The 23,352-nt window shown below is 60.3% G+C and carries 20 protein-coding genes; 11 read left to right on the forward strand and 9 right to left on the reverse strand.

The features are described from left to right. Positions 1 to 34 precede the first annotated feature (34 nt). From B4F07_RS10135 to epsI, 3 genes are read right to left on the reverse strand one after another with little or no spacing between them, the layout of a single operon-like run. Positions 35 to 1,429, reverse strand: coding sequence for a hypothetical protein (locus B4F07_RS10135; protein ID WP_293701166.1), 1,395 nt, complete (start codon positions 1,427 to 1,429; stop codon positions 35 to 37). A gap of 54 nt (positions 1,430 to 1,483) precedes the next feature. After that, the gene (locus tag B4F07_RS10140; protein WP_293701165.1) at positions 1,484 to 3,208 is read right to left on the reverse strand and encodes a hypothetical protein; all 1,725 of its coding nucleotides are present in this window, start codon (positions 3,206 to 3,208) and stop codon (positions 1,484 to 1,486) included. Between the two features lie 58 nt (positions 3,209 to 3,266). Beyond that, complete coding sequence (gene epsI / locus B4F07_RS10145; protein ID WP_293701164.1) at positions 3,267 to 4,052, reverse strand: exosortase-associated protein EpsI, V-type; 786 nt, start codon at positions 4,050 to 4,052, stop codon at positions 3,267 to 3,269. 66 nt (positions 4,053 to 4,118) lie between these two features. On the opposite strand from epsI, the gene B4F07_RS10150 reads away from it, so the two are divergent. Genes B4F07_RS10150 through B4F07_RS10170 form a run of 5 tightly spaced genes read left to right on the forward strand, consistent with a single transcriptional unit; the run spans position 4,119 to position 9,088 of the window. Further along, a complete protein-coding gene (locus B4F07_RS10150; RefSeq protein ID WP_293701163.1) occupies positions 4,119 to 5,336 on the forward strand; it encodes a glycosyltransferase in 1,218 nt (405 codons plus the stop codon). Beyond that, positions 5,336 to 6,529, forward strand: a complete 1,194-nt coding sequence (locus B4F07_RS10155; RefSeq protein WP_293701162.1) for a glycosyltransferase family 2 protein — start codon at positions 5,336 to 5,338, stop codon at positions 6,527 to 6,529. The genes B4F07_RS10150 and B4F07_RS10155 overlap by 1 nt, the downstream gene beginning before the upstream one ends. Further along, positions 6,529 to 7,554: a glycosyltransferase gene (locus B4F07_RS10160; protein ID WP_293701161.1), complete on the forward strand. Its 1,026-nt coding sequence runs from the start codon at positions 6,529 to 6,531 to the stop codon at positions 7,552 to 7,554. The genes B4F07_RS10155 and B4F07_RS10160 overlap by 1 nt, the downstream gene beginning before the upstream one ends. Continuing rightward, positions 7,554 to 8,576, forward strand: a complete 1,023-nt coding sequence (locus tag B4F07_RS10165) for a glycosyltransferase family 2 protein (protein ID WP_293701160.1) — start codon at positions 7,554 to 7,556, stop codon at positions 8,574 to 8,576. The genes B4F07_RS10160 and B4F07_RS10165 overlap by 1 nt, the downstream gene beginning before the upstream one ends. Further along, positions 8,573 to 9,088 (forward strand): serine O-acetyltransferase, encoded by a 516-nt coding sequence (locus B4F07_RS10170; RefSeq protein ID WP_293701159.1) that lies wholly within the window; start codon positions 8,573 to 8,575, stop codon positions 9,086 to 9,088. The genes B4F07_RS10165 and B4F07_RS10170 overlap by 4 nt, the downstream gene beginning before the upstream one ends. Positions 9,089 to 9,093: 5 nt before the next feature. On the opposite strand, the gene B4F07_RS10175 is transcribed toward B4F07_RS10170, so the two are convergent. The 6 genes from B4F07_RS10175 to B4F07_RS10200 all read right to left on the reverse strand — a co-directional run bounded on the left by B4F07_RS10175 (position 9,094) and on the right by B4F07_RS10200 (position 16,209). After that, positions 9,094 to 9,561, reverse strand: a complete 468-nt coding sequence (locus B4F07_RS10175; protein WP_293701158.1) for a serine O-acetyltransferase — start codon at positions 9,559 to 9,561, stop codon at positions 9,094 to 9,096. Between the two features lie 35 nt (positions 9,562 to 9,596). After that, complete coding sequence (locus B4F07_RS10180) at positions 9,597 to 10,904, reverse strand: glycosyltransferase family 4 protein (protein WP_293701157.1); 1,308 nt, start codon at positions 10,902 to 10,904, stop codon at positions 9,597 to 9,599. Positions 10,905 to 11,165: 261 nt separating this feature from the next. After that, positions 11,166 to 12,398: an exopolysaccharide biosynthesis GT4 family glycosyltransferase EpsE gene (gene epsE, locus B4F07_RS10185; RefSeq protein ID WP_293701156.1), complete on the reverse strand. Its 1,233-nt coding sequence runs from the start codon at positions 12,396 to 12,398 to the stop codon at positions 11,166 to 11,168. A 43-nt stretch (positions 12,399 to 12,441) separates the two neighbouring features. Then, entirely contained in the window at positions 12,442 to 13,206 is a 765-nt protein-coding gene (locus B4F07_RS10190) for a WecB/TagA/CpsF family glycosyltransferase (protein ID WP_293701155.1), read from the reverse strand. Continuing rightward, entirely contained in the window at positions 13,196 to 14,584 is a 1,389-nt protein-coding gene (locus B4F07_RS10195) for an undecaprenyl-phosphate glucose phosphotransferase (protein WP_293704746.1), read from the reverse strand. Before B4F07_RS10195 ends, B4F07_RS10190 begins: the two co-directional genes overlap by 11 nt. 47 nt (positions 14,585 to 14,631) lie before the next feature. Beyond that, positions 14,632 to 16,209, reverse strand: coding sequence for a tetratricopeptide repeat protein (locus B4F07_RS10200; protein WP_293701153.1), 1,578 nt, complete (start codon positions 16,207 to 16,209; stop codon positions 14,632 to 14,634). 199 nt (positions 16,210 to 16,408) lie between these two features. Here B4F07_RS10200 and B4F07_RS10205 point away from each other — a divergent pair, with 199 nt between their 5' ends. The 6 genes from B4F07_RS10205 (at position 16,409) to B4F07_RS17410 (ending at position 23,240) form a co-directional block, all read left to right on the forward strand. After that, on the forward strand, positions 16,409 to 17,050 hold the full coding sequence (locus tag B4F07_RS10205) for a polysaccharide biosynthesis/export family protein (RefSeq protein WP_293701152.1): 642 nt from the start codon (positions 16,409 to 16,411) through the stop codon (positions 17,048 to 17,050). After that, complete coding sequence (locus B4F07_RS10210) at positions 17,047 to 18,276, forward strand: hypothetical protein (RefSeq protein ID WP_293701151.1); 1,230 nt, start codon at positions 17,047 to 17,049, stop codon at positions 18,274 to 18,276. The genes B4F07_RS10205 and B4F07_RS10210 overlap by 4 nt, the downstream gene beginning before the upstream one ends. Then, on the forward strand, positions 18,273 to 19,745 hold the full coding sequence (locus tag B4F07_RS10215; RefSeq protein WP_293701150.1) for a GumC family protein: 1,473 nt from the start codon (positions 18,273 to 18,275) through the stop codon (positions 19,743 to 19,745). Before B4F07_RS10210 ends, B4F07_RS10215 begins: the two co-directional genes overlap by 4 nt. Before the next feature lie 9 nt (positions 19,746 to 19,754). Further along, positions 19,755 to 20,540: a CpsD/CapB family tyrosine-protein kinase gene (locus B4F07_RS10220; protein WP_293701149.1), complete on the forward strand. Its 786-nt coding sequence runs from the start codon at positions 19,755 to 19,757 to the stop codon at positions 20,538 to 20,540. Between the two features lie 887 nt (positions 20,541 to 21,427). Further along, positions 21,428 to 22,111, forward strand: a complete 684-nt coding sequence (locus B4F07_RS10225; RefSeq protein ID WP_293704748.1) for a PEPxxWA-CTERM sorting domain-containing protein — start codon at positions 21,428 to 21,430, stop codon at positions 22,109 to 22,111. A 298-nt stretch (positions 22,112 to 22,409) separates the two neighbouring features. Further along, positions 22,410 to 23,240 (forward strand): cell wall hydrolase, encoded by an 831-nt coding sequence (locus B4F07_RS17410; RefSeq protein ID WP_349681323.1) that lies wholly within the window; start codon positions 22,410 to 22,412, stop codon positions 23,238 to 23,240. Positions 23,241 to 23,352: the final 112 nt, after the last annotated feature.

Below are 23,352 nucleotides of genomic sequence, written 5' to 3' on the forward strand. Positions count from 1 at the left end.
ATACAGCATAACAAAAGTCATATTGGATTTCTGATTATCTAGGCAGAGGCACATGCAATGCTTTTCGTCTCGCAACGTCTTTTTTATCTGTGGCAGAGGCGCTTGATCTGTCAGATTTCGGTCTTCTCGACTGTATGGACACCGAGAATATGGCCCCCGCCAAAATCCAAGTTATGGCACGAATGGATGAATTCGGAATACTGTCCAACAGGTTCACCGTTAGCAATATGCAAAGCGCCGCAGAGGTGAGCGATGTTTGACCCAGTCGTCGTCGATTCCACAGGAGGCGCGCGCAGCCGCCACAAAGCAGCCCGAACATCGACAGATAGCCAACCCATCCCCACATCCCCAGCGTAATGATCCACGTGCCGTCGGTTATGCTCAGATCCTTGCCATCCTCTGGCGAAAAGATGCGATTGCGGCCCCAGCTGCCCCAACCGAAGATCGGCTTTTCGGCCGCGCGCTGCAACAACTGGTCTTCGTTGATCAAGCGGACACCCAGCGATCCCTGCCGGTCGGCGCTGAACGAACCGGTCAGTTCCGATATCGTCGTGGTGGGGACCAATCCGGCGCTGCGAATGGCGGGGTACAGCAACATCGTGATGCACACGGCGGCGGCGATCAACGCAACGCGCTTCGCGCGCAAAAAGGCGACAATTGGGACGAAAACCGCCGCCAAGATCATGGCGCCGACCGATTTGCACAGTACCAGCAGCACCCCGAAATAGAGCGCGATCAGGCCCGCACGCGTCCTTTGCCGTCCCCTTGCCTCGCGCCAGCGCGCGATCGCTGCGGTCGCCGCCATCGCGCAAAAGATCGCGACCAGCAATCCGTGGCCCAGGAACACGACGGGGCGAAATCCGCCCGCGCGCATCTGCTGGCCAAAGCTATGCGGGAAAAAGCCATAAACCATGCGGTGCAGCTGCGGGCTCAATCGCACCTCGATCAGCATCAGCACCGAATAGGCCAGCGCGGCGGTGACCAGGATGATGATTACCTGCCACCGCCGCTCGTCGTTGTTGATCAGGCCATAGGCCGCAACAAAGGGGATCAGGGTGATGGCGTTGACCGCGGCCTGCGCCAGCGCGTCGTACATCGTCATGCCGGGGATAAAGCGCTCGGCATAAATGAGCGGCTCGGGATTGAAAAAGGCGGTCAAAAAGGGCGACAGGACAAAAGTCGCGGCCAACGCGACCACAGCCGGGTCTTTCAGCGCGCCCAGCCATTTTTCGCGGACGAACAGGAAACAGCAAAGCAGGATCGACAGGTTCGAAATCACCGTCTTGTCCAGCGACGGCACCACCGGAATTTCGAACGACGTGCCGACCGGCAGGACCAGATAGGCGCCCAGCACCGACCAGATCAGCGCGCGATGCGCGGGCAGCAGGATGAACAATATCATCGTCACCACCGGCCAGAAGGCCAGCATCGCATAGGCAAATATATTCGGAATCGCCGTGCCCCCTCGTCAGCGCATCATGGTTCAGGCGCGCGCGACATTGCAATCGAGCAACGCCCGCATTTTGGGGCTGTCGGCGTCGGGCGTATCGTAACTGGCCTTTGCACCCCAGCTGCCCCAGCGGGTGCCTTGCGGCCCGACGCTGCTAAAATGGCCAAACATTTCACAGCCCAGGTCCCGATGAAACCTCAACAGCTCAACGTAAAGATTATACATGCGGGGGTGCGACTGGGCCGCCGCAAGCGCCCCATTATACGGCACATCCTTCTGCCCTTTCGGCTGAATATGCTGACCACTTTCATATGATACATATTTCAAACCGCTTGCCCGGCCAAACGCTACGATTTGAGCCCCCGGATTGTTTTGCCGTCTGCTGGCCAGCTCACTTTGCAGATCTTCAATGACCTGTTCTGGCGTGAGGCTTGCGCCCCGCTCAGCCCACTTCGCATATATCGCATCATTTGGACCGATATAAGCTGTCGGTGACACTGCATCCAATCCGCCATTGTCCAGACACCATTGAATCGTCCGCTTCGACGCATCGAACCAGGCGGCCTGCACGGTGCCCACCCGAATCAGGCGTTTGCGCGCCTCACCCGACCATTCGCGCTCCCAGATCGCAAAATTGCGGCGGAACAGCGCCCCGATCCGTTCCGGATGGCCTTCGCCCTGCGTCTTTGCGCTGTCTTTCCACGCTTTGCCGCCCTTGGCTTCGACCAGCGCGCCGGCGAGCGGGGAGCGCAGCATCCACCCGGCCTGATGAAACATCCAGTTCCAGATCTCGTTCGAATATTCGACATAGACTTTCAGGCTGGGGTCGAGCTTTTCGCGGACGAGCCGCGCAAATTGCGCGATATAATCGTCGGTCGCGCGGTGCGGGATACAGAACCACGGGTCGATCTGGAGCATGTTGCTCAGCTGGATCATCAGTTCGATCGCGACGCCGCCGGAAAATTTGAGCTCGAACGGCGTCGGTGCTGGACCCCAAATGGCTTCGGGATCGCCGGATACTGCGACCATCGTGTAAAAACTGGCGCGCTTGCGATCCTTCCAATGCTCTTCGGTCGAATTGTTCGTCGCGGCCCAATCCATGAAGCGCAGCGCGTGGAACGGGCGGCAAAAATCCAGGAACTCGGGCAAAAACGGATCGTCGGCCAGATTGCTGGCCTCATGCTCCGCGGCGACCAGCCGGATGTTACGGACATGGTTCCCGAGCTTCGAGCGCTTGATCACCACGGCCTCGTAAAGCTTGCCGTCGTGGGTCATTTGCAGCACCAGCCGACCGGGCTTGCGCGAAATCACTTTCGTGGCGGCCAAGCCGTCGATCTCGCCTTCACCGTCGTAGAGCAGGACATAGCGCCCGCGCTTCCGCACATTGGGAACATAGGTAAAGACGGTCTGCGGCTCCGCGGCGCCCGGAGCGGCGACCGGCACCTGTAGCGGATAACCGTCATCGTCATACTGAAAGGCAGCCTGCATCTTCGTATTATGCGGGCCGCTCCCGCTCAGGTTGCGGGTCAACCACGGCCGCGCGCCAAGAAACAGGTTCTTGAACGGAAACCCGGGTTCCCAATCGGCGATGCCGGCCAGGTTCATCCCGATCGGCAGTTTGGGGAAGCTCTCGCCGCGCGGTAGCGGCTCGACAGCGCTGCTCGTGAAATTTCCGGCCCACAGTCCGGTCAGGCCGAGCGCAACGATCCCTGCTCCCGAGGCCGACCCGATGAGTAAAGAGCGTCGGTTTAGTCCCATCTTTTTGACCTTCGAATGTGGCATTGGATCGGGCCAACCGGGCGACCCCATCACTTTATCAGAAGAGAACGGTCTCGCGGAAGGACGGGCTGGAGGTCGCAATGAAAGCTTTGATGAACATCCTGAGCGCACTTGCCGCACGTTCAGGATCTTCCTCAAGCGTCGAGACCCTGAACAGCACACCGTCGGGCGTCACGCCGCGCGCGTTCGATAGGGCCATGGTCAGGCGCTGATCGGCCCACCCGATCGGAAACTCCTCGCCGACCCGCACCCAGTAGATGATCCGTTCGTTGAGACCGCCGCGGTCGGCCAAAAGCTCGCGTCCCAATAGCTTGCGGTTACCAGCATCGATTGTTGCCGGTTTTGTCCAAACGATCGGAAAGCCGGCTGCCGGATAACACACCTCCGGACGGTGCACCTGCACATCGTTCCTTTGCACGCTGCTGTAGGCGATCAGAAACATAATCGCCGGCAGACCATTGCCTTCGTAGATGCGTGTTTCCAGATTCTCGTAAAGTTTGTCCTGACCTTCATCCTCGGCCGGCAAGACCAGCTCGGCGCTTTTGCGCGAGGTCCAGCCGCCGACTTTGGGCGGAATCAGACGTTGAAAGCGCGCCTCCGCAATGGGGGACGCCAAGGCGCGCGGGGTGTTGAAATAGGAAACGGCTGCGCCTGCGGCGAGGCCAAGACCGACGACGACGCTGCGCCGATCAATTGCGGCTTTGACCTGCGGGTTGTCCGGCGCAGAATGTTCGCTAATTGTCATTTTCAATACCTGATTGGCTTCCACGCTTAGGCGGCGCACGGCAACTTCGCCAACGAAAAAGATCGTTAACAAAATCAAGCTATTCTTGCAAAGGCGGTCGAACGCCTTAGTCGCACTTTGGAAAACTTACATAAAGGCTGAACGGTGCGCGTTGCCTATTTGATAAATCGCTATCCGGCCGCCAGCCATAGCTTCATACGGCGTGAAATCGAAGCCGTTGAGGCCGAAGGCACCGAAGTCTACCGCTTTTCCGTGCGACCTGCGCAGCTCGCAGAGTTGCCCGATGAACGGGATCGGGCCGAAGTTGCGAAGACCGTCGTGCTGCTCCGGCTTGGCATGTTTCGCCTGTTACTCGATATGTTGCAGGCAATGTTCCGTGCGCCGACGCGTTTCCTTGCGGCGATACGAACCGCCTTGTCGGGCGTCGAATGGAAGCTCGGCCCCGTGGTTCGGCGCGCCGCTTACCTTGCCGAGGCCGCTGCACTGGCGCGCCGGTTGCGCGCGCAGCGCGTCGACCATCTGCACGCACATTTCGGCACCAATCCCGCCATGGTGGCGCGGATCGCCGGGAAATTATCCGGCATCCCCTACAGCTTCACGGTTCATGGCCCCGACGAATTCGATGCGCCAGCCGCGCTCGACCTGCGTGGGAAAATCGCCGATTCGGCATTCTGCGTGGGGATCAGCAGCTACGGACGCAGTCAGTTGATGCGCTGGAGCGCATTTGCCGACTGGACCAAGATCGAGGTGGTCCGCTGCGGCGTAGATGAAAGTTATTTGGCTGAGCGCGATCACTCCCGCCTGCCCGACGTTCCACATCTGTGCGCGGTAGCACGCCTTAGCGGACAAAAAGGGATACCCCTGCTGATCGAGGCGGCGGCACGGCTCGTCAACGTCGGAAAAAGCTTCCGTCTGACGCTGGTCGGCGATGGCGAGATGCGGCCCGAGATTGAGGCGATGATCCATCGGCTCGATTTGCAAGATGTGGTAACGATCACGGGATGGGCCAGTTCCGAAAAGGTCATCGACCATCTGCTCGGGTCGCGCGCGATGGTTTTGCCCAGCTTTGCCGAAGGGCTACCGGTCGTGATCATGGAAGCACTGGCGCTGGAGCGTCCCGTTGTCGTCACAGCGATCGCCGGAACACCTGAACTGGTGGACGAACAATGCGGCTGGCTGATGCCCGCCGGGTCAATTGACGCGCTGGTTGATGCGCTCGGCGCGGTGATCGACGCGCCGGTCGAGCGGCTGGCCGCAATGGGGCGGGTGGGGCGCGAGCGCGTGCTCGCGCGGCATGATTCTCGCGCAAATGGTCGGCAACTCAACGCGCTCTTTCACCATTATCGTCGCGGACCCGGGTGATGCTCATCCTGTTGTGCTGGGTTATCGCGATCCCTCCCCTCGTTGCGCTCACGATTTTCAGCCTGGAGACCCTTCTCGGCGTGACACCGCTCAAGGCGACGCCCTCTCGCGGCGCAATGCCGACGACGCGGATATTGATCCCGGCGCATAATGAGGCAGGGACGATCGAGGTGACGCTTGCTCGCCTGGCCGCGATCATCGCCGACGATGTGCGCTTGCTGGTCGTGGCGGACAATTGCTCCGACGAAACGGCGAACATTGTGCGGCGGGCGGGGCATGCGGTCGTTGAGCGCTTCGATGCCGATAATCGCGGCAAGGGATTTGCGCTGGCTTTTGGCATAGACCATCTGCGCCCCGACCCGCCCGCGTGCGTGATCATATTCGATGCCGATTGCGAGACAGATGCCGCATCGATTGCCGCATTGGCGAAGGCCAGCGTGGCCGGAAACATCGTGGTGCAGGCCAGCTACATATTGCAGCCCGATCTCACCGCCTCTCCCAAGGTACAGATTTCCAACTTCGCGTTCTGGATGAAGAATGTTGTGCGGCAGCGCGGCGGGCATCGCCTGGGGTCGGCGGCAGTACTGGTCGGAACGGGGATGGCTTTTCCGTGGAATGTCATTGCCAATGCACCGCTCGCAACATCGGAAATCGTCGAGGATCTGGCGCTGGGTGTGCATCTGACCCGATCAGGGCAGCCCCCGACCTACCTTGAGAACGCCCTCGTCAAAAGTGTGGCCGCGACCGAGCAGGCCACGCTGGACCAGCGCACGCGCTGGGAAACGGGCTTTGTGGCGATCGCCCGATCCTTTGGTTTTCGAGCTCTGTGGGACGGGATTGCGACGGGCAATCGCAAGCTCTTTCAGCTCGGCCTCCACCTGCTCGTGCCGCCGCTCGCCCTGCTGCTGATGCTTTCGCTGACGATCACGCTCGCGGTGGGGGTTGGAGCGTGGATAACCGGTCAGTGGGGCGCGTTCATTGCCCTCGGCCTCGCGCTCGCCGTCGCGTCGGCTGCGGTGCTGATCAACTGGCTGATCGCGGGGCGGAACTGGCTCGGTTTGCAGGCCATGCTGCGTTTGCCGCTCTACCTTCTCTGGAAAATCCCGGTTTATCTGCGCATTGTGAAGCGCGAGGAGGTGGTCTGGAAACGCACCGAACGGTCAGCCATCCTGTCGGAAGACAAGGCCGAGTGATGCGCATCGCGGTGGCCATTGTGAATTATCGCACCCCGACGATGGTGCTTGCCTGCCTTGATAGTCTGGGCCGCGAGCGAGAGGCGCTGCCATCGCTGCAAGCGATCGTGGTCGACAATGCGTCGGGCGACGATTCGGTCGCCATCTTGTCGGCCAGGCTTGGCGAAATGCCGTTCTCCGACTGGGTCCAGTTCCGTCCCTTGCCGCTCAACGGTGGGTTCGGCTGGGGGAATAATGAAGCTATCCTCACCCTGCTGGCGAGCGAGACGCCCCCCGACGCGATATTGCTGATCAACCCCGACGCGATGATCGAGCCGGGTGCGCTGGTTGCACTGGTCGAGGATATGGCGCGCCGCCCCGATGCGGGGGCGATTGGCAGTCAGCTGGTCAATCCGGACGGCAGCCTGTCGGGATCGGCCTTTCGCTTTCCATCGATTGCGCGCGAGTTTATGCGCGGGCTTGGCATCGGAGGCGTGGGGCGGCTGCTCGGGATAAAGCCCGTGCTTGTTCCGATCGGCGAACGTGGACCTGTTGATTGGGCGACGGGCGCAAGCGTATTGATCCGCACGCAGGCCCTGCGCGATGCCGGTTTGTTTGACACCGGCTTTTTCCTCTATTTCGAGGAAGTGGAATTGATGCATCGCTTCGCCGGCCATGGCTGGAAATCCTATCATTGCCCCGAAAGCCGCGTCATGCACGTCGCAGGTGCCGCAACGGGTGTGGTGAATGGTCAGCTGGAAGGCAGGCGTGCGCCCCCCGACTATATCTTTCAATCGCGTCACCGTTACTTCGCCCTCACCGCTGGCCGTTTCAGCGCCTGGCTGGCCGACGTCGCCTGGCTGACCGGGGATAGTTGCGCGCGCTTGATTGGATGGCTGGCTCCCACCCGGCCATCGCCCGACACGCAGGCCGAGCGAAACGCGTTGTTCCGGATCGGGCTGGGCGCCCGCGCGCGTGATACGGCGCGCGCCATCGCACGAACGAGCGACGCGCCCGGTCAGCCCCCGGCTTGGATGGACGGCTGATGGTCAGCAAATCCGTTGCTGTTGTCGTCATCGGCCGGAACGAGGGCGCGCGCTTGCAGCGCTGCCTTCGCTCGATTCCCGCAGAGGTACCCGCGGTTTATGTCGATTCGGGATCGACAGACGACAGCGTTGCCTTCGCCCGCTCGATCGGGGTCGCTGTCCTCTCATTGGATATGAGCATTGGCTTTACCGCGGCGCGCGCGCGCAATGTCGGGTGGCGTCATATCGTCGATGACCCGGCCTTGGATGCCGAATTCGTCCAGTTCGTTGACGGCGATTGCGAACTGGATGCCGATTGGATCGACAAGGCGCTGGCAGCCATGCAGGCAGAACCCGGGGTTGCCGCCGTCTTTGGTCGTCGGCGCGAACGCTTCCCCGGCCGCAGCATCTATAACCGGATGTGCGACGATGAATGGAATGTGCCGGTCGGCATTGTCGCGGCTTGCGGGGGCGATGCACTGTTCCGTGTCGCGGCGCTCAAGGCGGCAAACGGATATAGTGACGATCTGATCGCGGGCGAGGAGCCCGACCTGTGTCTGCGGCTTGCCCGGCTTGACTGGTTCGTGCGGCGGATCGACGTCGAGATGACGCTGCACGATGCCAACATCCTCCGCTTTGGCAGTTGGTGGCAGCGCGCGAAACGCGGGGGTTTCGCTTATGCGGCGCATGTGGTGCGCCACGGTCAGCGATCCGACCCGCAGTGGCGCCGACAGCTGAAAAGCATCCTGTTCTGGGGATTCGTCTGGCCCGTCGCGGGCATCGGCCTGGCCTGTCTTGGCGCGCTTTGGCAGCCGCTCGCGGGCGCGCTGCTGTTGGCGGCACTCGCCGCCAGCTATGCTGTACAGGTCGGCCGCATTGCGGCGCGCAAGCATCGCGCCGGGTTCGACCGGGAATTCAGCGTGCGATATGGCGCGTTGATCGTCATCGGCAAATTTGCGGAATTCAGCGGGGCGCTGAAATGCTGGACCAACCATGTGCTGCATCGCCAGCACCGTCTGATCGAGTATAAGCAGCCGGTATGACGAGCGGATTTTCCAGCCTCTGCGCCCAGATCGCCGAAGACTATGCCGCGCATGGCCGCGAATGGACGAAGCCGGGGTTCCGCAGCGTGGCGATCCATCGTTTCGGCGTCTGGCGCATGACGGTCAAAAGCAGGCTCCTGCGCGCGCCGCTCAGCATGCTCTACCGCTGGGGTTATCGGCATTGCCGAAACGTATACGGCATCGAGCTGCCCTATACCGTCACGCTGGGGCGTCGCGTCGTCGTTGAACATCAGGGCGGCATCGTCATTCATGGCCGCAGCCGCATCGGTGACGATTGCATCATCCGCCAGAATTGCACCCTGGGCATCCGCCGCATCACCGATCTTGACGATGCACCGACGCTGGAGGCAGGCGTATCCGTTGGCGCCGGAGCCGTGATACTGGGCGCGGTCACACTGGGGCGAGGGTGCGCGGTGGGCGCCAATGCGGTTGTGTTGACGGATGTGCCGCCGGGGGCGCTGGCGATTGGGGTGCCTGCCCGGTTCGGCTGAACCGACTATTCGATATCCAGCAGTGTTCCCGTGGCCGCAACAAAGACGCCGTGCGCCGGCACATCTTCCCGCACCACGGCGTTGGCGCCGATCCGGGCATGATCGCCGACATGGACGGGACCAATGATCTTGGCGCCGGCCCCGATATCGACATGCCCGCCGATGGTGGGGATGCCTTTCGACGTCGCTCCGATCGTCACCTGCTGAAAGATCAGGCGATTACAGCCGATTTTGGCGTCGGGATGGATCACGATGCCATTGGGGTGGGGAATGAGCAGGCCGCCGATCGCGTCGTTGATCGGGATGTCGGCGCCGGTGACGATAGACCACAGGCGGTGTCGGAGCACGGCGATTTTGCGGCGCATGGTGGCAAGTGGGCCTTGTGCGCTCTGGTAATCTCGAATGCTTCGCAGCAATGCACGGGACGGGTTCCAGGAGCGCGGTTTTGTCTCTTCACATGTCCAGTCCGGCACGCTTGACGAGATGTGTGGGGGGGCTCATACGCGGCTCAATCTTCGCCAAGGAAGCCGAAGTCGGGTACGCCGGAACGCGATGTCAGAAGCCACTGATAGACTGCCGATATCTGCGCAGCTTTCGCTTGCCAGCTATACAGCTTCGCAATCCGCTCTTTGGCGGCAGTCGACATGACTTCCAGATTAAATTCGTTGTTTGCGATAGCTGCGACAGTCATGCCGATTTGGCGCGTGATCGCCGTTCGTGGCCCGATTGGAATGGCGAAGCCGCATTCAGGCGTCACCAATTCGCCGGGTCCGCCATAGGCAATGACGATTGGCACGACCCCGCACGCCATCCCTTCCAGCACCACGCCCCCACCAAATTCGCGGACGCTGGGAAATACCATGACATCAGACGTCCGCAAAAGACCGGCGACGTTTTCATGCGATTGCCAGCCGTGAAGCGTCACCGCGTGTTCGATCCCCAGCTTGGCCACCAGCGACTGCAACGCGGCCATGTCCGGGCCATCGCCAATGATGTCGAAATGCGCTTTGCCAGCCCGTAAAAGCTCGCAGCAAGCCTCCAATGCGATGTCTGCACCTTTGTAGGGGACAAGTCGCCCGACAAACACGAGGCGCAGCTTGTCGTGGCGCTTTCGGATTTCGGCAGCCGACCCGAAACGGGCGGTATCGATGCCGTTTTCCGGAATATAGATCATCGGCCGCCGGTGGTGAGCGAGTTCGCCCGAGGTGTGGCAGGAACCGGCAATGATCGCTGCAGCGTTGCGATAGGTCGAGCGTATGGTCGGAAGGAAGGAATAGGCCTTGCGTATATAAGACAACCATTCGCGCTCCTTGATCCGCTCCCGGATATATTCGGGGTGCCACGGCAGCCCGCCGTTCAGCGGGCCGAGCAGAAACGGAACACCGGCGCGTCGGCAACGGCGCGCCAGACTGCTCGGCGCGGTCGGACTGAGCGGCGTGATACGGTGGACGACATCATATTGTCCCGCCTTGATGGCGGCGCCAAAGCGTTTCCAGACAAGATGTTCGAAATAGGGATAGGCAAGCGACTGCAGAGCGGTGATGGTTGTCCATCCCTTGCCGTCGCCACCCCGCAGGCGCTCGGCAAGTTTATAAAACGGGGCGGCGAAGGCTTCAGAATCGATCGCCGTAAAGTCGCGACCTTCGATCAGGCCACGGCTGAGAAATGCGGCCCGATTACGGATCTGTGTGACAATATGAACATCAGCAACGCTGCGAAGGGCGGTCGCGATGTTCCAGCCAACCAGAGGAACGCTGACCCAGTCCGGATTCGCTGCCTCGGCGATGACGAGAATGCGTGGCGCTTCTGCACTCACTTGCGGATACAGTGCTCAATAGTGGTCACGGGATCGGACGTCAGCGGACAGGCGTAGGCGATCTCGCGTTCCTTCAGGTCAGCCGCCTGTCGCCAGCTATGATGATTAACCAGGTATAGATTTAAGTTCGTCAATTGGAAGCGCCCCGACAGTATCGATGTGGAAGGCTCATATAAACGCGTACGCAAGTATATAGGGTGATTATTATTATCATCGATTTGACGGCACAGGTGATTTCCCCGGTTCTTTCGATCGGTGCAGTCATTGAGGCAATTGTGCAGCGCTTGCAGCTTGGCGGGCAAGCATTTCGGCGCTTCTCGTATCTTGAAAGTTGCTTCGGATTTTTTCGCGCGAGGCCCCTGCAAGTCGTTGCGCTAAGAAGCTGTCCGTCAAAACTTCGGCGATGGAGTTAGCCATGCTTTCAGGATTGCCTGCCTCGGCTAATATGCCGTCTTTTTGATGCTCTACCAGTTCCCCGACGCCGCCAACCGAGTTGACGACGACGGGCATCTCCAGCGCCATCGCTTCCATTATCGCTACGCCGAGCGCCTCGTGCCGGGTTGCGAGCGCAAACACATGGCTTGAAAGCAAGCCCTCCACTATCGCGGCCTCAGACACTGCGCCGACTAATGCAACATTGTTCGTAAGGTTGAGATCGTCAATCAATTTACGAAGAGTTTCTTGGTAACCGCTTCCGCCCTGCTCGTCCTGTCCGGCAATTGTAAGGTGCACGTTGATTCCTCGCCGCTTGAGTAAGTGAACTGCGAGAATAAGATCGGCATGACCTTTTCCTTCATTGAGTCGGCCGACGCTATATATCCGCGCAACACCCTCACCCTTCCAAGGGCGATAGGGCGACACACGTTTGAATTTATCGAGATTGACCCCCATGGGCGCAATCACTGTTTTAGCTGCAATCGCCGCACCTAGCTCTTTCCGCACCTGATCAAACAGACCGCGGGTTATGACAATCCCAAAAGCTGCATTTCGCCACTTCTCTGATTGGTTGGAGCCGTAATCCGTTAGCGCTCCATGAAGAGTCAGGCTATAGGGAACACCTGAGAGCATTGAAGCAAAGGCGGCGATGTTTGCTGCATTTCCGCAGGAATGCACATGTATATGGTCCCACGCCCGGTTCGTCGCGATCCTGGCCAATTTCGCGCCAAAGGCTGCCATGCCGACGAGCTGGAAACGCTCCTTGATGGAAACATGGGAGCAAGCAATTGATTGGACGCAGTTCGGCCACCTCGCAAAATTTGATCGTATCAAAGCCGCGGCGAGGCTGGCAGTGATTGAGATTTTCCCCGAGTTAGCCAAATACGTGGTTCGAGCCTCGGCTTCTTTGCTCCATGTATGGGATCTGATCGAAACTGGGGGCGGCCGGGTAGATATGATATCGACGTTAATCCCCATTTGTTCGAGTCGCTTGATCTCGCGCCAGAAAAAGATGTGGGTCTGGCCTGGAAACTCGGGGACTAGGTAACCGACTTTCATGTGATCACCTCGAATTGTTGGAACGAATTGGCGGTCAGCGCTCTCATGCCCGTTTCCAGCGGGCCGAAAGGATGAAAATACGCGGTCCTGTCACCAAGTATCGTCGCCATAAGCGCCGGGGTTCGCTGAGCAAGCGAAAGGCCCATTCCAGGCTCATTCGCTGCATCCACCGCGGTGCGCGCGATTTGCGATCGAGCAGGAATTCGATCGATGCACCGATACAAAGACCGACCCCCGCTGCCTTGCCTGCGAGCAGGCAGCGGTGCGCAATGATTTCGCTTTGCGGCGCGCCGATGGCAAACAAGACATAGTGGGCGCGCTCCTGCTCGATAAAGCGGATGATTTCCGTGCTGGCGCGATCGTTTCCCAGCACGCCCATCGGCGGCCGATGCTGGACCATCTCGATGGCCGGGAATCGCTCGCGAAGCTCGGGCACCATAGCGACGTCGCCGCCGATGATCGCGACCTTTCGTCCGTTCAGATGTCCATTCTGAAAAAGATGGGCCGTCAGGTCGCTCCCGGTCACGACGTCCAGCGTGACGCCATGCAATCGCGCCAGGCGTTGCAGGATGCGGCTGTCGCACAAGCGCATTTCGGCAGCGGCATAGGCTTGCTGGAAGGCGAGGGACGCATTCGTCGGTGATTTGGGATGCAGCATCAGGACATGGTCGACATTCGGCGTCACGACGTAGGTGAAGGTGTCGCGCCGCGCGAGGCGATCGAGCTCGTCGCCTACCTCGCCATAGCTGAGGGCATCGAAGTTGATACCGAGAAAGCGGGGCCGCATCCGCGCGATGTCAGTAGGCATTTTTGTCCCAGATCAGCTTCAGCACCGTTTCGATCATGATCCGGATATCGAGCAACGGCGACCAGTTCTCGATATAATAGACGTCATATTCGACGCGTTTGCGGGCGCGCTCGGTCGTTGCGATCTCGCCGCGCAGGCCGCGCACCTGCGCCAGCCCGGTAATGCCCGGCTTGACGCGGTGCCGCGCCGTATAACCCTTCACCGCATCGAAATAATATTTGTCGCCAACCCGCATCATTGTCGCGTGCGGCCGGGGTCCCACCAACGACATGTCGCCTTTGAGGACATTGAACAGCTGGGGCAGTTCGTCGATGCTGGTGCGGCGGATGACGCGCCCGACCCGCGTGACGCGCGGATCGTTTTTCTGCGTGCGTTCGGCGCCGCTGGTGTCCTGCCGGTCGATGTACATCGAGCGGAATTTCAGCACCGAAATCTCGTTGTTGTTGAACCCGAAGCGCTTTTGCCGGAACAGGATCGGACCCTTGCTCTCCAGCCGGATCGCGAGGCAGGTGAGCAGCAGGATCGGCGAGAGCAGGACAACCGCGACGGCCGCAAGTCCGCGGTCGAGAATCTCTTTCACGATGCCGTCGACATCGCGGATCGGCTGTTGCCAGATCGCAAACACCGGCAAGGAACCGAGGAAATTGACGCGGTACCCCGTCTTGAGCTCCAGGGTTTCGCGGGGCAGGACGCAAAGGTCGATCGAAGCCGCGCTCAGCGTGTCGGCAATATATTCGAGGCGATCCTGGCGGATCTGGGGCAGGGCCAGGATGACCTGATCGAGCTGCCCCGTTCGCGCCAGTTGCAGCAAGGCGTCGAAACCGCCCAAGTAGGAGAGCTCGCGTTCTTCGGGCTTTATCTGCCGGCGATCGTCGGCATAGCCGATGATCCTGAGATGGGGCAGGCGCTCGATTTCCAGCAATTTGGCGACCTTGTCGGCCCCTTTCGCGCTGTCGGCATAAATCGCTACGCGTTGGCCGACCACGCCCCTGTCCATCAGTTTCGAGATCAGTTTGCGGAACAATATGCGGCTCAGGAAGAGGGCAATCATGCTGAAAGAGATGAAATAGAGCGCAAAGCCGCGTGAGAAATCGCTCATCATCTCGAGCTGGAGGATGACCAAAGTGGTCAACCCCGAGGCCAGCAGGAAGTCGGCCAGCGAGCTGCCGCCGACATCCTCGCCTTGCCCCTTCACCACCGCATAGCCATCGCGCGAGACGCGGATGAGGAAATAATTGATGCACAGGATGATCGCGCCCGTCCGGTGCAGGCGTGCATCGTAATAATAGCCGATCGTCAGCTCATAGGCGATCATCGCCAGCACATAGGCACCGACGAAGCAGGCGATATCGTTGACGATACCGAGCGACCGCAACACATTCGATGTGAAGCGGATATGGCCGTTCGTTCGCCTGGGCGGCGGGTTCAGCTTCCCGTGCATACCCCCCCCGTAGTGGCGCAAATCTGTTCCGGGGTGATGCGCGCGAACAAGCCCCGGCGACGCGGGGTGCCGGGTCGGTCATCGACCGCAAAGCTCGATTTTGCGCGGGCCAACCCGCTGTTTACCTTGGCGGCGCACAGGGCGTCACCAAATTCGGCACACACGCGCGAGAACGCGGCCCATGCCGGGACCGAGGAAGGTTTTGCCATCGCCAGATCCTGATAGAGCGAAACCACTCTCGCTGTATCCCCTTCCGCGAGCAGAAAATCCCGATATGCGTCGGCGAGCATCCGGCTCTGCGGCAGGGCGTCCATGCCACGTTCGAATGTCTGGCGCGCCCGAATGCTGCTTCCTTTGGCTCTGTAGGCGTCCGCTAACGCGACATAACCCAGATATTCTTCGGGCGAATCCGAAACGACGACATTGGCGTCTTCGATCGCGCGATCGGTTCGTCCGCTGGCAAGATGCCGGGCGCCTCCGACCAACAGACTGTCCTCGTTTCGCGGATCGAGCTGCAACAGCCGTGCCGCGAGCGCCTCGGCGCGCTTGGCGTCGCCGCGGGCAAGCCATATCCGTGCCATCAAGCCCTGCGCTTCCGCGACGCCGCTGCTATAGGGGCGCATCAGCAGACGCTGCGCGGTGTCATGCGCGCCGATGCCGAGATAGAAACGGGCGAGCGAAATCTGCGATGTGCGTGTTCCGCTTTCGCCAAGATATTGTAGCTGCGCCGTTGAAAGGGGCCGCCGATCATATTCCATCCACAGGTCGCCTAGTGAGCGTAGCAGGCTGGTGTCGTTCGGCTTGGCTTCGATCGCCTTGACCGCCTCTGCGCGCGCCGCGGCAATATCGCCGCTCTTGTAGAGCAGGTTGATGAAGTCGATCTGGTAGCTTGAATCATCCGTCATGCTCTTCAGGATAAGCGGAAAGAGGCGCCGCATTCCCTGGGCGTCACCTTGGACCCTATAGATTTCAAGCAGTGTCACATTGAGCGCATCGGTCTCGCCGATCACCGAAACCGCGCGATCGATCTCTGCGTTGGCTTTCGCGATATCGCCTTGAAGGGCATGAATGCGCGCCGAGAGAATAATGCCGCCCTCGTCATTGGCGTTCGACGCGAGGATTTCGGTTGCCATGCGGCGCGCATCGTCCAGCTGGCCATTGTCGATCGCAATAAAGCCCTTCACCAGCATAGCGCGCGTTGAACCGGGCGCGAGCAGCAACATTCGGTCCGCGGCTTCCCCCGCTTCCCGAATGCGTCCGGTTTGCAAGCCGAGTTCTGCTATATTTTGCAGCACCTCGGCATTGTCCGCCTGGAGATCGAGCGCCATCGAATAGGCGTTGAATGCACTGGCGGGACGCTGCGCGCGCAGCTCGATGCGTCCGAGAAGGACATAATAGCCCGCGACGTCGTCGCGCGCCGCAATCGCGCGGCGAATGCTCTCGCGTGCTTCGTCGAGGTTTCCTGCGGCCAATTGGGCCTCCGCGACCGACGCGTCATCGGCAGCCGTCTGCAAGGCGTCATCGCAGCCTGCCAGCGCAAGCAGCAGGGCGGCGCCAACCAAGACGCCCTTCAAGGGCCGGGAAGCGGAGAGGAGGTTCAAAGCGTCTGCCTGGTTAAATATCTTAATTGATATGATGTTTTCGCTTAGCCTTTAACATATAAATTGATAGAGAGACTTAGGTTAATCGAGTTGACTTTCCGTGTTGAGTCCGTCCAATCGCCTCATTTGCTGGGGGCAGCGTTTCCGTTAGAGGTGATAAGTGAAGATTGCGTCAGCATTGTTTTGTCTTGGCGCGGCGCTGTGCGCGGCCCCGGCAGGCGCTCACATTCTCGTGTCGGCCGCGGCGCAGGCCGCCCCGGCGGCGGCGAGTGCGCCGCGCGCCGGAACCAATCTTCCCGTCTATCGCATCAATCCCGGCGACGAGCTTGAAATCAATGTGTGGCGCGAGGACCAGCTGCAGCGGACGGTCAGGGTCCTGCCGGACGGCACGATAAGCTTTCCCCTCGTCGGCTCCATTCAGGGTGCCGGCCGCACGACCAAGGAAATCGAGCAGTTCATTGCGGCCGGGTTGGCGGGCAAATATGTCGATGGCAATGTCCCCGATGTAACCGTCGCGGTTCGCAGTCCCGCCGGTCTGCAATTTTCGGTGATCGGCAAAGTGAAATCGGCGGGGACCTTTACCCCCGGCCGCTATGTGACGTTGCTCGAGGCGCTGAGTCTCGCAGGCGGCGCCGACGAATTTGCCAGTCTCGACAGCATCGTCATCATTCGCAAAACCGATGGCGGTCTGGTGACGATCCCCGCGCGCCTCTCTGGCATCCTGCGGAGCAAATCGATCAGTGCGGACGCGGTGCGGGCGATTCCGATGATCGAAAGCGGCGATACCGTCATCGTGCCATGAGGATGTCCATTACATCAGGCGACCCGAGTCTCGGGGTGAAGATCCGCTTTCTTGTGATGGCGGGCGCCGTGGTGCTGCTTTCTGCCGTTCCCGCCGGAGCACAGACGGGGAGCGATGTGTCCGTTACGGCATCGACGGCCTTTGATAGCAACCCGTTCCTCGCCTTTGGTGATGACACGGAAGTTGCCTCGTTCCGGCTCGAACTGGCGCCCAGCGTCTATCGGTCGGACGGCATCAGCAGCCTTAAAATATCGGGGCGGGTCGAGCATGTCGAATATATGCGCCGTTACGATTCGGCGCAGAACCTGTCGGCAAATGTCGCCGCCAGCCACCGCATCAACGAACGCCTGGATGCGACTGCCAATTTCTCGATTTCGAGCAGCGTATCGACCACTGACTTCGTCGGCCCGATCGGCACTGGCGAAGAGCTTGGCCCCGACGATCTCCCCCTCCCGATCGACAATGACATCACATTGCTGGGCGACCGGCAGCGCCGGAACCAGGCCGCAGCCGATGTGTCTTTGCGCTACACGCCCAGCGAATTCGACGAAATTCGTTGGTCGAGCTCGGCACGCGCCAATCGCTACGGTGCGGCGCGACTGCAAGATTCCGATTATGCGTCGCAGCGCCTCGCTTATTCGCGCCGCATCAACGACGGTTTCACGATCGGCGGCGTTGTCGATGCCAGCGTCAGCAACTTCAAGGATACGCGCATCGGCGATGCCAAGACGCTGTCGCCCCAATTGTCAGTGAGTGCCATGCTGGGATCGCGGCTTCAGGCGTCGGGAAGTTTCGGGCTGTCGTTTACCCGGACGAACCTTGCCGTCGGTCGCGATACGTCGACGACTTTTGCCGGCAACGCAACGCTCTGTTACAAGGGATCGTTGAGCAATTTCTGCGTCAATGGCTCGCGCCAGGTGCTGCCCTCCGCCATCGGCGGCGTGCGAAAGCAGACGTCGGCGGGCGCCACCTATTCCTTGCGATTGTCGGAGCGCGAAACTGTCCAGCTCGGCGGTAGCTACTCGGTGGCTTCGGCACCGCTGGCCGGAGTTGGTGGAGATTTCGAAAGCATCCGGGGTTATGCGCGTTACGAACGCCTGCTCAATGAGCGAACCCGCCTGTTTGCGAGTGCGGGTTATTCAGATACGTCGGACGATATCGGCGCACGGCGGTCGAACATTCAGGGAGCCGTGGGAATCACGTTCCAATTCGGAAATACGCGATGAGCAGCGATCGGTACGAACGGGACGAAGAAGAAGGCGGCAATCTGCTTGCACATCTTCCGACCATTATCCGCGAGCGTTACCGCTGGCTGCTCTTTCCGACGATCCTTTGTTTTATCGCGGGGGTTGTGGCGGCTTTCACCCTGCCCGCGGTCTATCGCTCGACAGCCACGCTGCTCGTTGAATCGCCGCAGCTTCCCGAGGACGTCGTCGGGGCGCAAGATGGTGACATTGTTGACCAGCGTATTGCCAAGATCCGTCAGCAGGTTCTCAGTCGGCCCCGCTTGATCGAGCTGATCCAGAAACATCGGCTCTATACCGACGAACGGTCGAGCAAATCCTTGTCCGAGATCATCGAGAAGATGCGTAGCTCGACGACGATCGAAACGGTGTCGGCCGAGTTGCAGCGGGCCTCGGCGGGGCGGTCCTCGACGATCGCTTTTGCCTTGAGCTTTGACTATAAGGATCCCGCCCCGGCCCAAGCCGTTGCGCAGGACATGACCGAGCAGATTCTGCTCATCGATGCCACCAGAAGCTCCGAACAAGCCACCAACACGGTTCAGTTTTTGACCGATCAGGCGACCGCGCTGCAAAGCCAGATGGCGGAACTCGAATCGTCGATCGAAACGATCAAGGCGCAAAACGGCTTCGCACTGTCAAATCCCGGCATGATGGTGATGGGCGGAACGAGCGGCAGCTATGACGCGCAGATCATCGCCCTGCAGCGCGACAATGCGCTTCTTGCGGCGCAGCGCGAAGCACGTAAATCGGCGGCGGAGCGCGATCCGCTGGTTGCAGGTGCCGAAGCCGAACTCGCCGCCGCGCAGGCGCGTTATTCCGATGGCCATCCCGATATCGGCATCGCCAAGCGGCGGTTGGCCGAGGCGCGCCGCCTCGCCGACAGCAATCAGGCGAAGCGACCCGCCGACACCATCGATCAGCAGATCGCTTCGAATAACGCCCAGATTGCCGCGCTTCAGTCAGTGAAGGCGCAGGAAATGGGTCGCATGTCGGCCGCACAAAGCGCACAGGCGCGCGCCCCGCTCGTTCAGGAACAGATCGCCCAGCAGCAACAAAAGCTGGAGGGGCTAAACACACAATATGAGAGCGTTTCGACCCGGCTGCTGGCGGCGCAGGCGAGCGCCAAAGCCGAAAGCGAGCAAAAGGGCGAGCGGCTGTCGGTGATCGATCCGCCCGTCGTGCCTGAGGATCCGAATTCGCCAAATCGGCCCTTGCTGATCGCGGGTGGGCTTGCTTTCGGGTTGGGGTTCGGGCTGTTCCTTATCCTTCTGGTCGAGCTCTACTATCGGCCGATCCGGGACATGCTCGACATTCGGTCAGTGACGGGCGAAATGCCGCTGGTGTCCATTCCCACGATCGACCCCGCGGCGTCGGCACCGAAGACACGGATTCAGCGATTACTCGCTTTTCTGCCCGGTCGAGGTCGCCTATTGCAGCGCGCGAACAGCTAGAACGGATCGATGAACAGCTTGACCAATCTCCCCGACCCGCTGCGCGGGCAGCCTGCCGTTCTGCCGTTGCCGGGAATTGGCGAAGTTGCCGACGTTGAGCAGCCGGAAATCGGTCCCAAGCTGGTTGGTTTTGAATCGAAAGACGCCCGTTCGCGCCCCTTCAATCTGCTGCGCGCCCAACTCATCAAGAAGCTTGCAGAAACCGGCGGCCGCTTGATCGGGATCACCTCGCCGGCTCCCAACGCTGGCAAATCATTCGTCGCGTCCAATCTTGCCGCGTCGATGAGCCAGCTGTCAAACCGCCGGACGGTTTTGATCGATCTCGATCTTCGCCGTGCCACGATTGCCGATATCTTCGGTCTGGAGGGTCCTGAGGGCGTCACCGAATATTTGCTCGGTGACGAGCTGACACTTGCCCAGATCGGGCGGCGCATCGGCACCAGCAACCTCGTGGTGTATCCGACATTTCCGGCCCAGGTAAGTTCCGCCGAACTCATGGTCGGCGACCGGCTTTTGGATCTGGTGGCGCGTGCACGCGCGCTGGGTGACGATGCGATCGTGATTTTCGACCTGCCGCCCGTTTTTGCCAATGACGATGCAATGCTGGTGGCCGAGCAGCTCGACGGCATTGTGCTCGTCGTTGAGCAGGGCGTCACGACAAAGAAGCAGCTGCAAAGCTCGATGCAGTTGCTGCATCCGACCCCGCTTCTGGGCACAATTTTCAATCGCTTTACCGGCGGCTCCGGCGATCCGTACGGCTATGGTGGCAAGTACGACGGCTATTACAGCGACTAACAAGTACTGGACTTCGTGAACCCGCGCATCGGGGCGACATGCCTCATCGCAAACTGGTGCCACGCGCCGATCACCGGTCCTGCAAACCCTCAAGACATGATCGCGACTCGGTCGCCGCCTGCATCCCGCTTGGTCGACACGCTTAACTGGATTCGCCGATCCGCTTAAGACCGACGCCGAGCGCCCCTATCGCTCAGACCCCGCGGAAGATGAGAATTTATCCATTAAATTAGGATACTTAAGCGCAATGGATTGCGGTGTGGCCGCAGCTTACTTATGGGAAGAAGCCCGCTTAAGGCGGCTTTAACACGTCTTCAGTCATCAATGTCCCACATTGAAACAAGAATCTGAGCGAGCGACGAGGTTGCACCGTCCGCAGATTCAAAAGCTGACCTAACATACTGATGTCAATCAATTAAAATTATCAGCGGCATCTGGGCCCGAAAAAACACCGGAACTGAATCCCGACGCAGATGTTAGCGCTTTAACAGCACGTTGACATTTCTTAACGAATCATCAATAGCTGCCACTCGCAAGTGGGCAACAGACCCACTGCGGGTTTCGCGCACATCGGGTCGTCTTTTGCATCGGGATTCCAGCTTGTTGGGATTCCCGAGGCGAAGGGGTTCGTGTCGCGATGCCCTCCCGCTCGAATGGGACTGGGTCTGTCTGCGAGGTGACTCCACTCCACTGGACTGTCCAGCGGGGAGCGGAGCTACTGAATTAAGGGGAATAGGATGAATAAATCTCCGACAATTGCTGCTCGCGCAGCCTGATTTACTATTTCCCGGACAGCTTGGGCCAGAAAGCTCGTCAGTTCGCTCCGCCGCTCTAAGGGCCTTTGTGCCAGCTTTATTTAGTTTCAGTTTAAGATGGGGATGTTCAACATGAAAACTACACTCGCTCTTGCATTTTCGCTGGTAGCGCTCGCGCTTCCCGCAACCGCGGCGCAAGCTGCAGCCACCGTAAACGTCAATACTGGTACGGGCACGCTCGGTGGATCTGACGCGAATTGGGTTGTTGGCGGGCCCGCGAGCGAATCGCTCGCTTATATTCCGTCGGTGATCAACAATGCGTGGTTCTCGGGCGGCTCGCCCGCCGGCCAGAACGGCAATGCCGACGGCGCCCGCTGGATCACGGCAGTTAACGGCAGCAACGGCAACGAAAGCGCGCCGGTTGGCATCGTGAATTATTCGACGACGTTCACGCTCAGCCAGATCGCCACGGTCGCGACACTGACGGGCAATTTCTGGTCGGATAACCGCGTACTGTCGATCGTTCTGAATGGCGCCACCATCTATGCCAATAATACCGGTTTGGCGTCGCAGTTCAGTGGTTCCGGCGTGGCCCTCAATCAGTGGGTCAATCTCGCGGGCGGTTCGAACACGCTGGAATTCAATGTCCAGAATGATTCAGGTGGCAGCGGCAACCCCGCTGGTCTGCGCTTTGCCGGCGTCTTCTCGGCCGTTCCCGAGCCGGGCACCTGGATGCTCATGATGCTCGGCCTTGGCGCCGTCGGTTTCTCGATGCGTCGTCGTCAAAAGACCCAGGTCCGCTTTCAGTTCGCTTGAACGCGACTGCGGCCTACTTCGAAACTAGCAGAAGGGTCGGCCGACACGGTCGGCCCTTTTTGCTTTTCTTAGGCACCATCCGGTAATGAACTACGCCATGTCTCGATTCCGCAAATCATGGGGTGCGGTTGCCCTGTTGGTAGCGTGCGGCATGGCCATGCTTGCCGCGGTTGCGGCCATCTATGCGTCGACTTTGCCGTCTGCGACCCTTTGGCATGAGCCGAGCAATTCGCGAGAGCTTGCGCTGCGGACACCGCCCGAACCGGAAGCTTTCAAGTTTCGCGAGGGGATCGCACCCTTGCAAGCCGCTGAAATCAATGCCGCGGTTCCCGAATCCGACGAGCCGATCCTGCCGGCCAAACCCTTTGCGATCTTGGCCCCCGCAACCGCTGGCGCCGCCCAACTCTCCGCGGTCGATTGCCTGACGGCAGCGATATATTATGAGGCGGCGTCCGAATCCGCGACGGGTCAGCGGGCGGTGGCGCAGGTGATCCTCAACCGCATGCGCCACCCCGCCTATCCCAACTCGGTCTGCGGCGTCGTTTTTCAGGGATCGCAGCGCACCACCGGCTGCCAGTTCACCTTCACCTGCGACGGATCGCTGCGCCGTCGACCCTCGGCGAGCGGCTGGTTGCGTGCCCGATCGGTCGCTACCGCCGCCCTGTCCGGCTATGTCGAACCGTCGGTGGGCTATGCCACCCATTACCACACCACCTATGTCGTGCCCTATTGGAGCAGCAGCCTCACCAAGCTGCGGACGGTCGGCTCGCACATTTTCTATCGCTGGAGCGGCAATAACGGCACCGCGCGCGCGTTCATTAATCGCTATGCCAATGCGGAACTCATTCCTGCCGGTGCTGCCGCCAATCTGTCCGGCTATTTGCTGGGCTCGTCCGCCATTCCGGGAGTCTTGGATTTGGCCAGTATCCCGCTTGCTGCCGAACCCCTGGTTTCGGTTGCCCCGCCCCCGTCGTCTGGGCTGAAGGCGCCCTTGCGCGGCGAACTCAGCTCGGCGCCGAGCGGCGTGATTGCCGAGAGCGGCAGCGGCATCGTGTTGCCCAGCCACAAGCTGAAAGGCGACGTGGCAGAACCACGGCTCGTCGATGATCGTCCCCGCTTGATCGACTGAGCGGCCGGTACAATTGACGGCGTGGCCTGTGATCCAGGCCGGTTTTGGTGGGTCATCGCCGCCAAACGCAAAAATCTTCGCTCGACACGATTTCTGCCACGGGAGCTAACAA

The sequence above is a fragment of the Sphingopyxis sp. UBA6723 genome (assembly GCF_002454115.1).
GTDB lineage: Bacteria > Pseudomonadota > Alphaproteobacteria > Sphingomonadales > Sphingomonadaceae > Sphingopyxis.

What these genes read in the sequence shown, in the direction of transcription:
- B4F07_RS10155 (WP_293701162.1), top strand. Translation starts at nt 5,336, where the DNA reads ATGCTCATCCTGTTGTGCTGGGTTATCGCGATCCCTCCCCTCGTTGCG.
- B4F07_RS10160 (WP_293701161.1), top strand. Translation starts at nt 6,529, where the DNA reads ATGCGCATCGCGGTGGCCATTGTGAATTATCGCACCCCGACGATGGTG.
- epsE (WP_293701156.1), bottom strand. Translation starts at nt 12,398, where the DNA reads ATGAAAGTCGGTTACCTAGTCCCCGAGTTTCCAGGCCAGACCCACATC.
- B4F07_RS10220 (WP_293701149.1), top strand. Translation starts at nt 19,755, where the DNA reads ATGAACAGCTTGACCAATCTCCCCGACCCGCTGCGCGGGCAGCCTGCC.
- B4F07_RS10135 (WP_293701166.1), bottom strand. Translation starts at nt 1,429, where the DNA reads ATGCTGGCCTTCTGGCCGGTGGTGACGATGATATTGTTCATCCTGCTG.
- B4F07_RS10140 (WP_293701165.1), bottom strand. Translation starts at nt 3,208, where the DNA reads ATGGGACTAAACCGACGCTCTTTACTCATCGGGTCGGCCTCGGGAGCA.
- B4F07_RS10165 (WP_293701160.1), top strand. Translation starts at nt 7,554, where the DNA reads ATGGTCAGCAAATCCGTTGCTGTTGTCGTCATCGGCCGGAACGAGGGC.
- B4F07_RS10225 (WP_293704748.1), top strand. Translation starts at nt 21,428, where the DNA reads ATGAAAACTACACTCGCTCTTGCATTTTCGCTGGTAGCGCTCGCGCTT.
- B4F07_RS10215 (WP_293701150.1), top strand. Translation starts at nt 18,273, where the DNA reads ATGAGCAGCGATCGGTACGAACGGGACGAAGAAGAAGGCGGCAATCTG.
- B4F07_RS10210 (WP_293701151.1), top strand. Translation starts at nt 17,047, where the DNA reads ATGAGGATGTCCATTACATCAGGCGACCCGAGTCTCGGGGTGAAGATC.
- B4F07_RS10190 (WP_293701155.1), bottom strand. Translation starts at nt 13,206, where the DNA reads ATGCCTACTGACATCGCGCGGATGCGGCCCCGCTTTCTCGGTATCAAC.
- B4F07_RS10170 (WP_293701159.1), top strand. Translation starts at nt 8,573, where the DNA reads ATGACGAGCGGATTTTCCAGCCTCTGCGCCCAGATCGCCGAAGACTAT.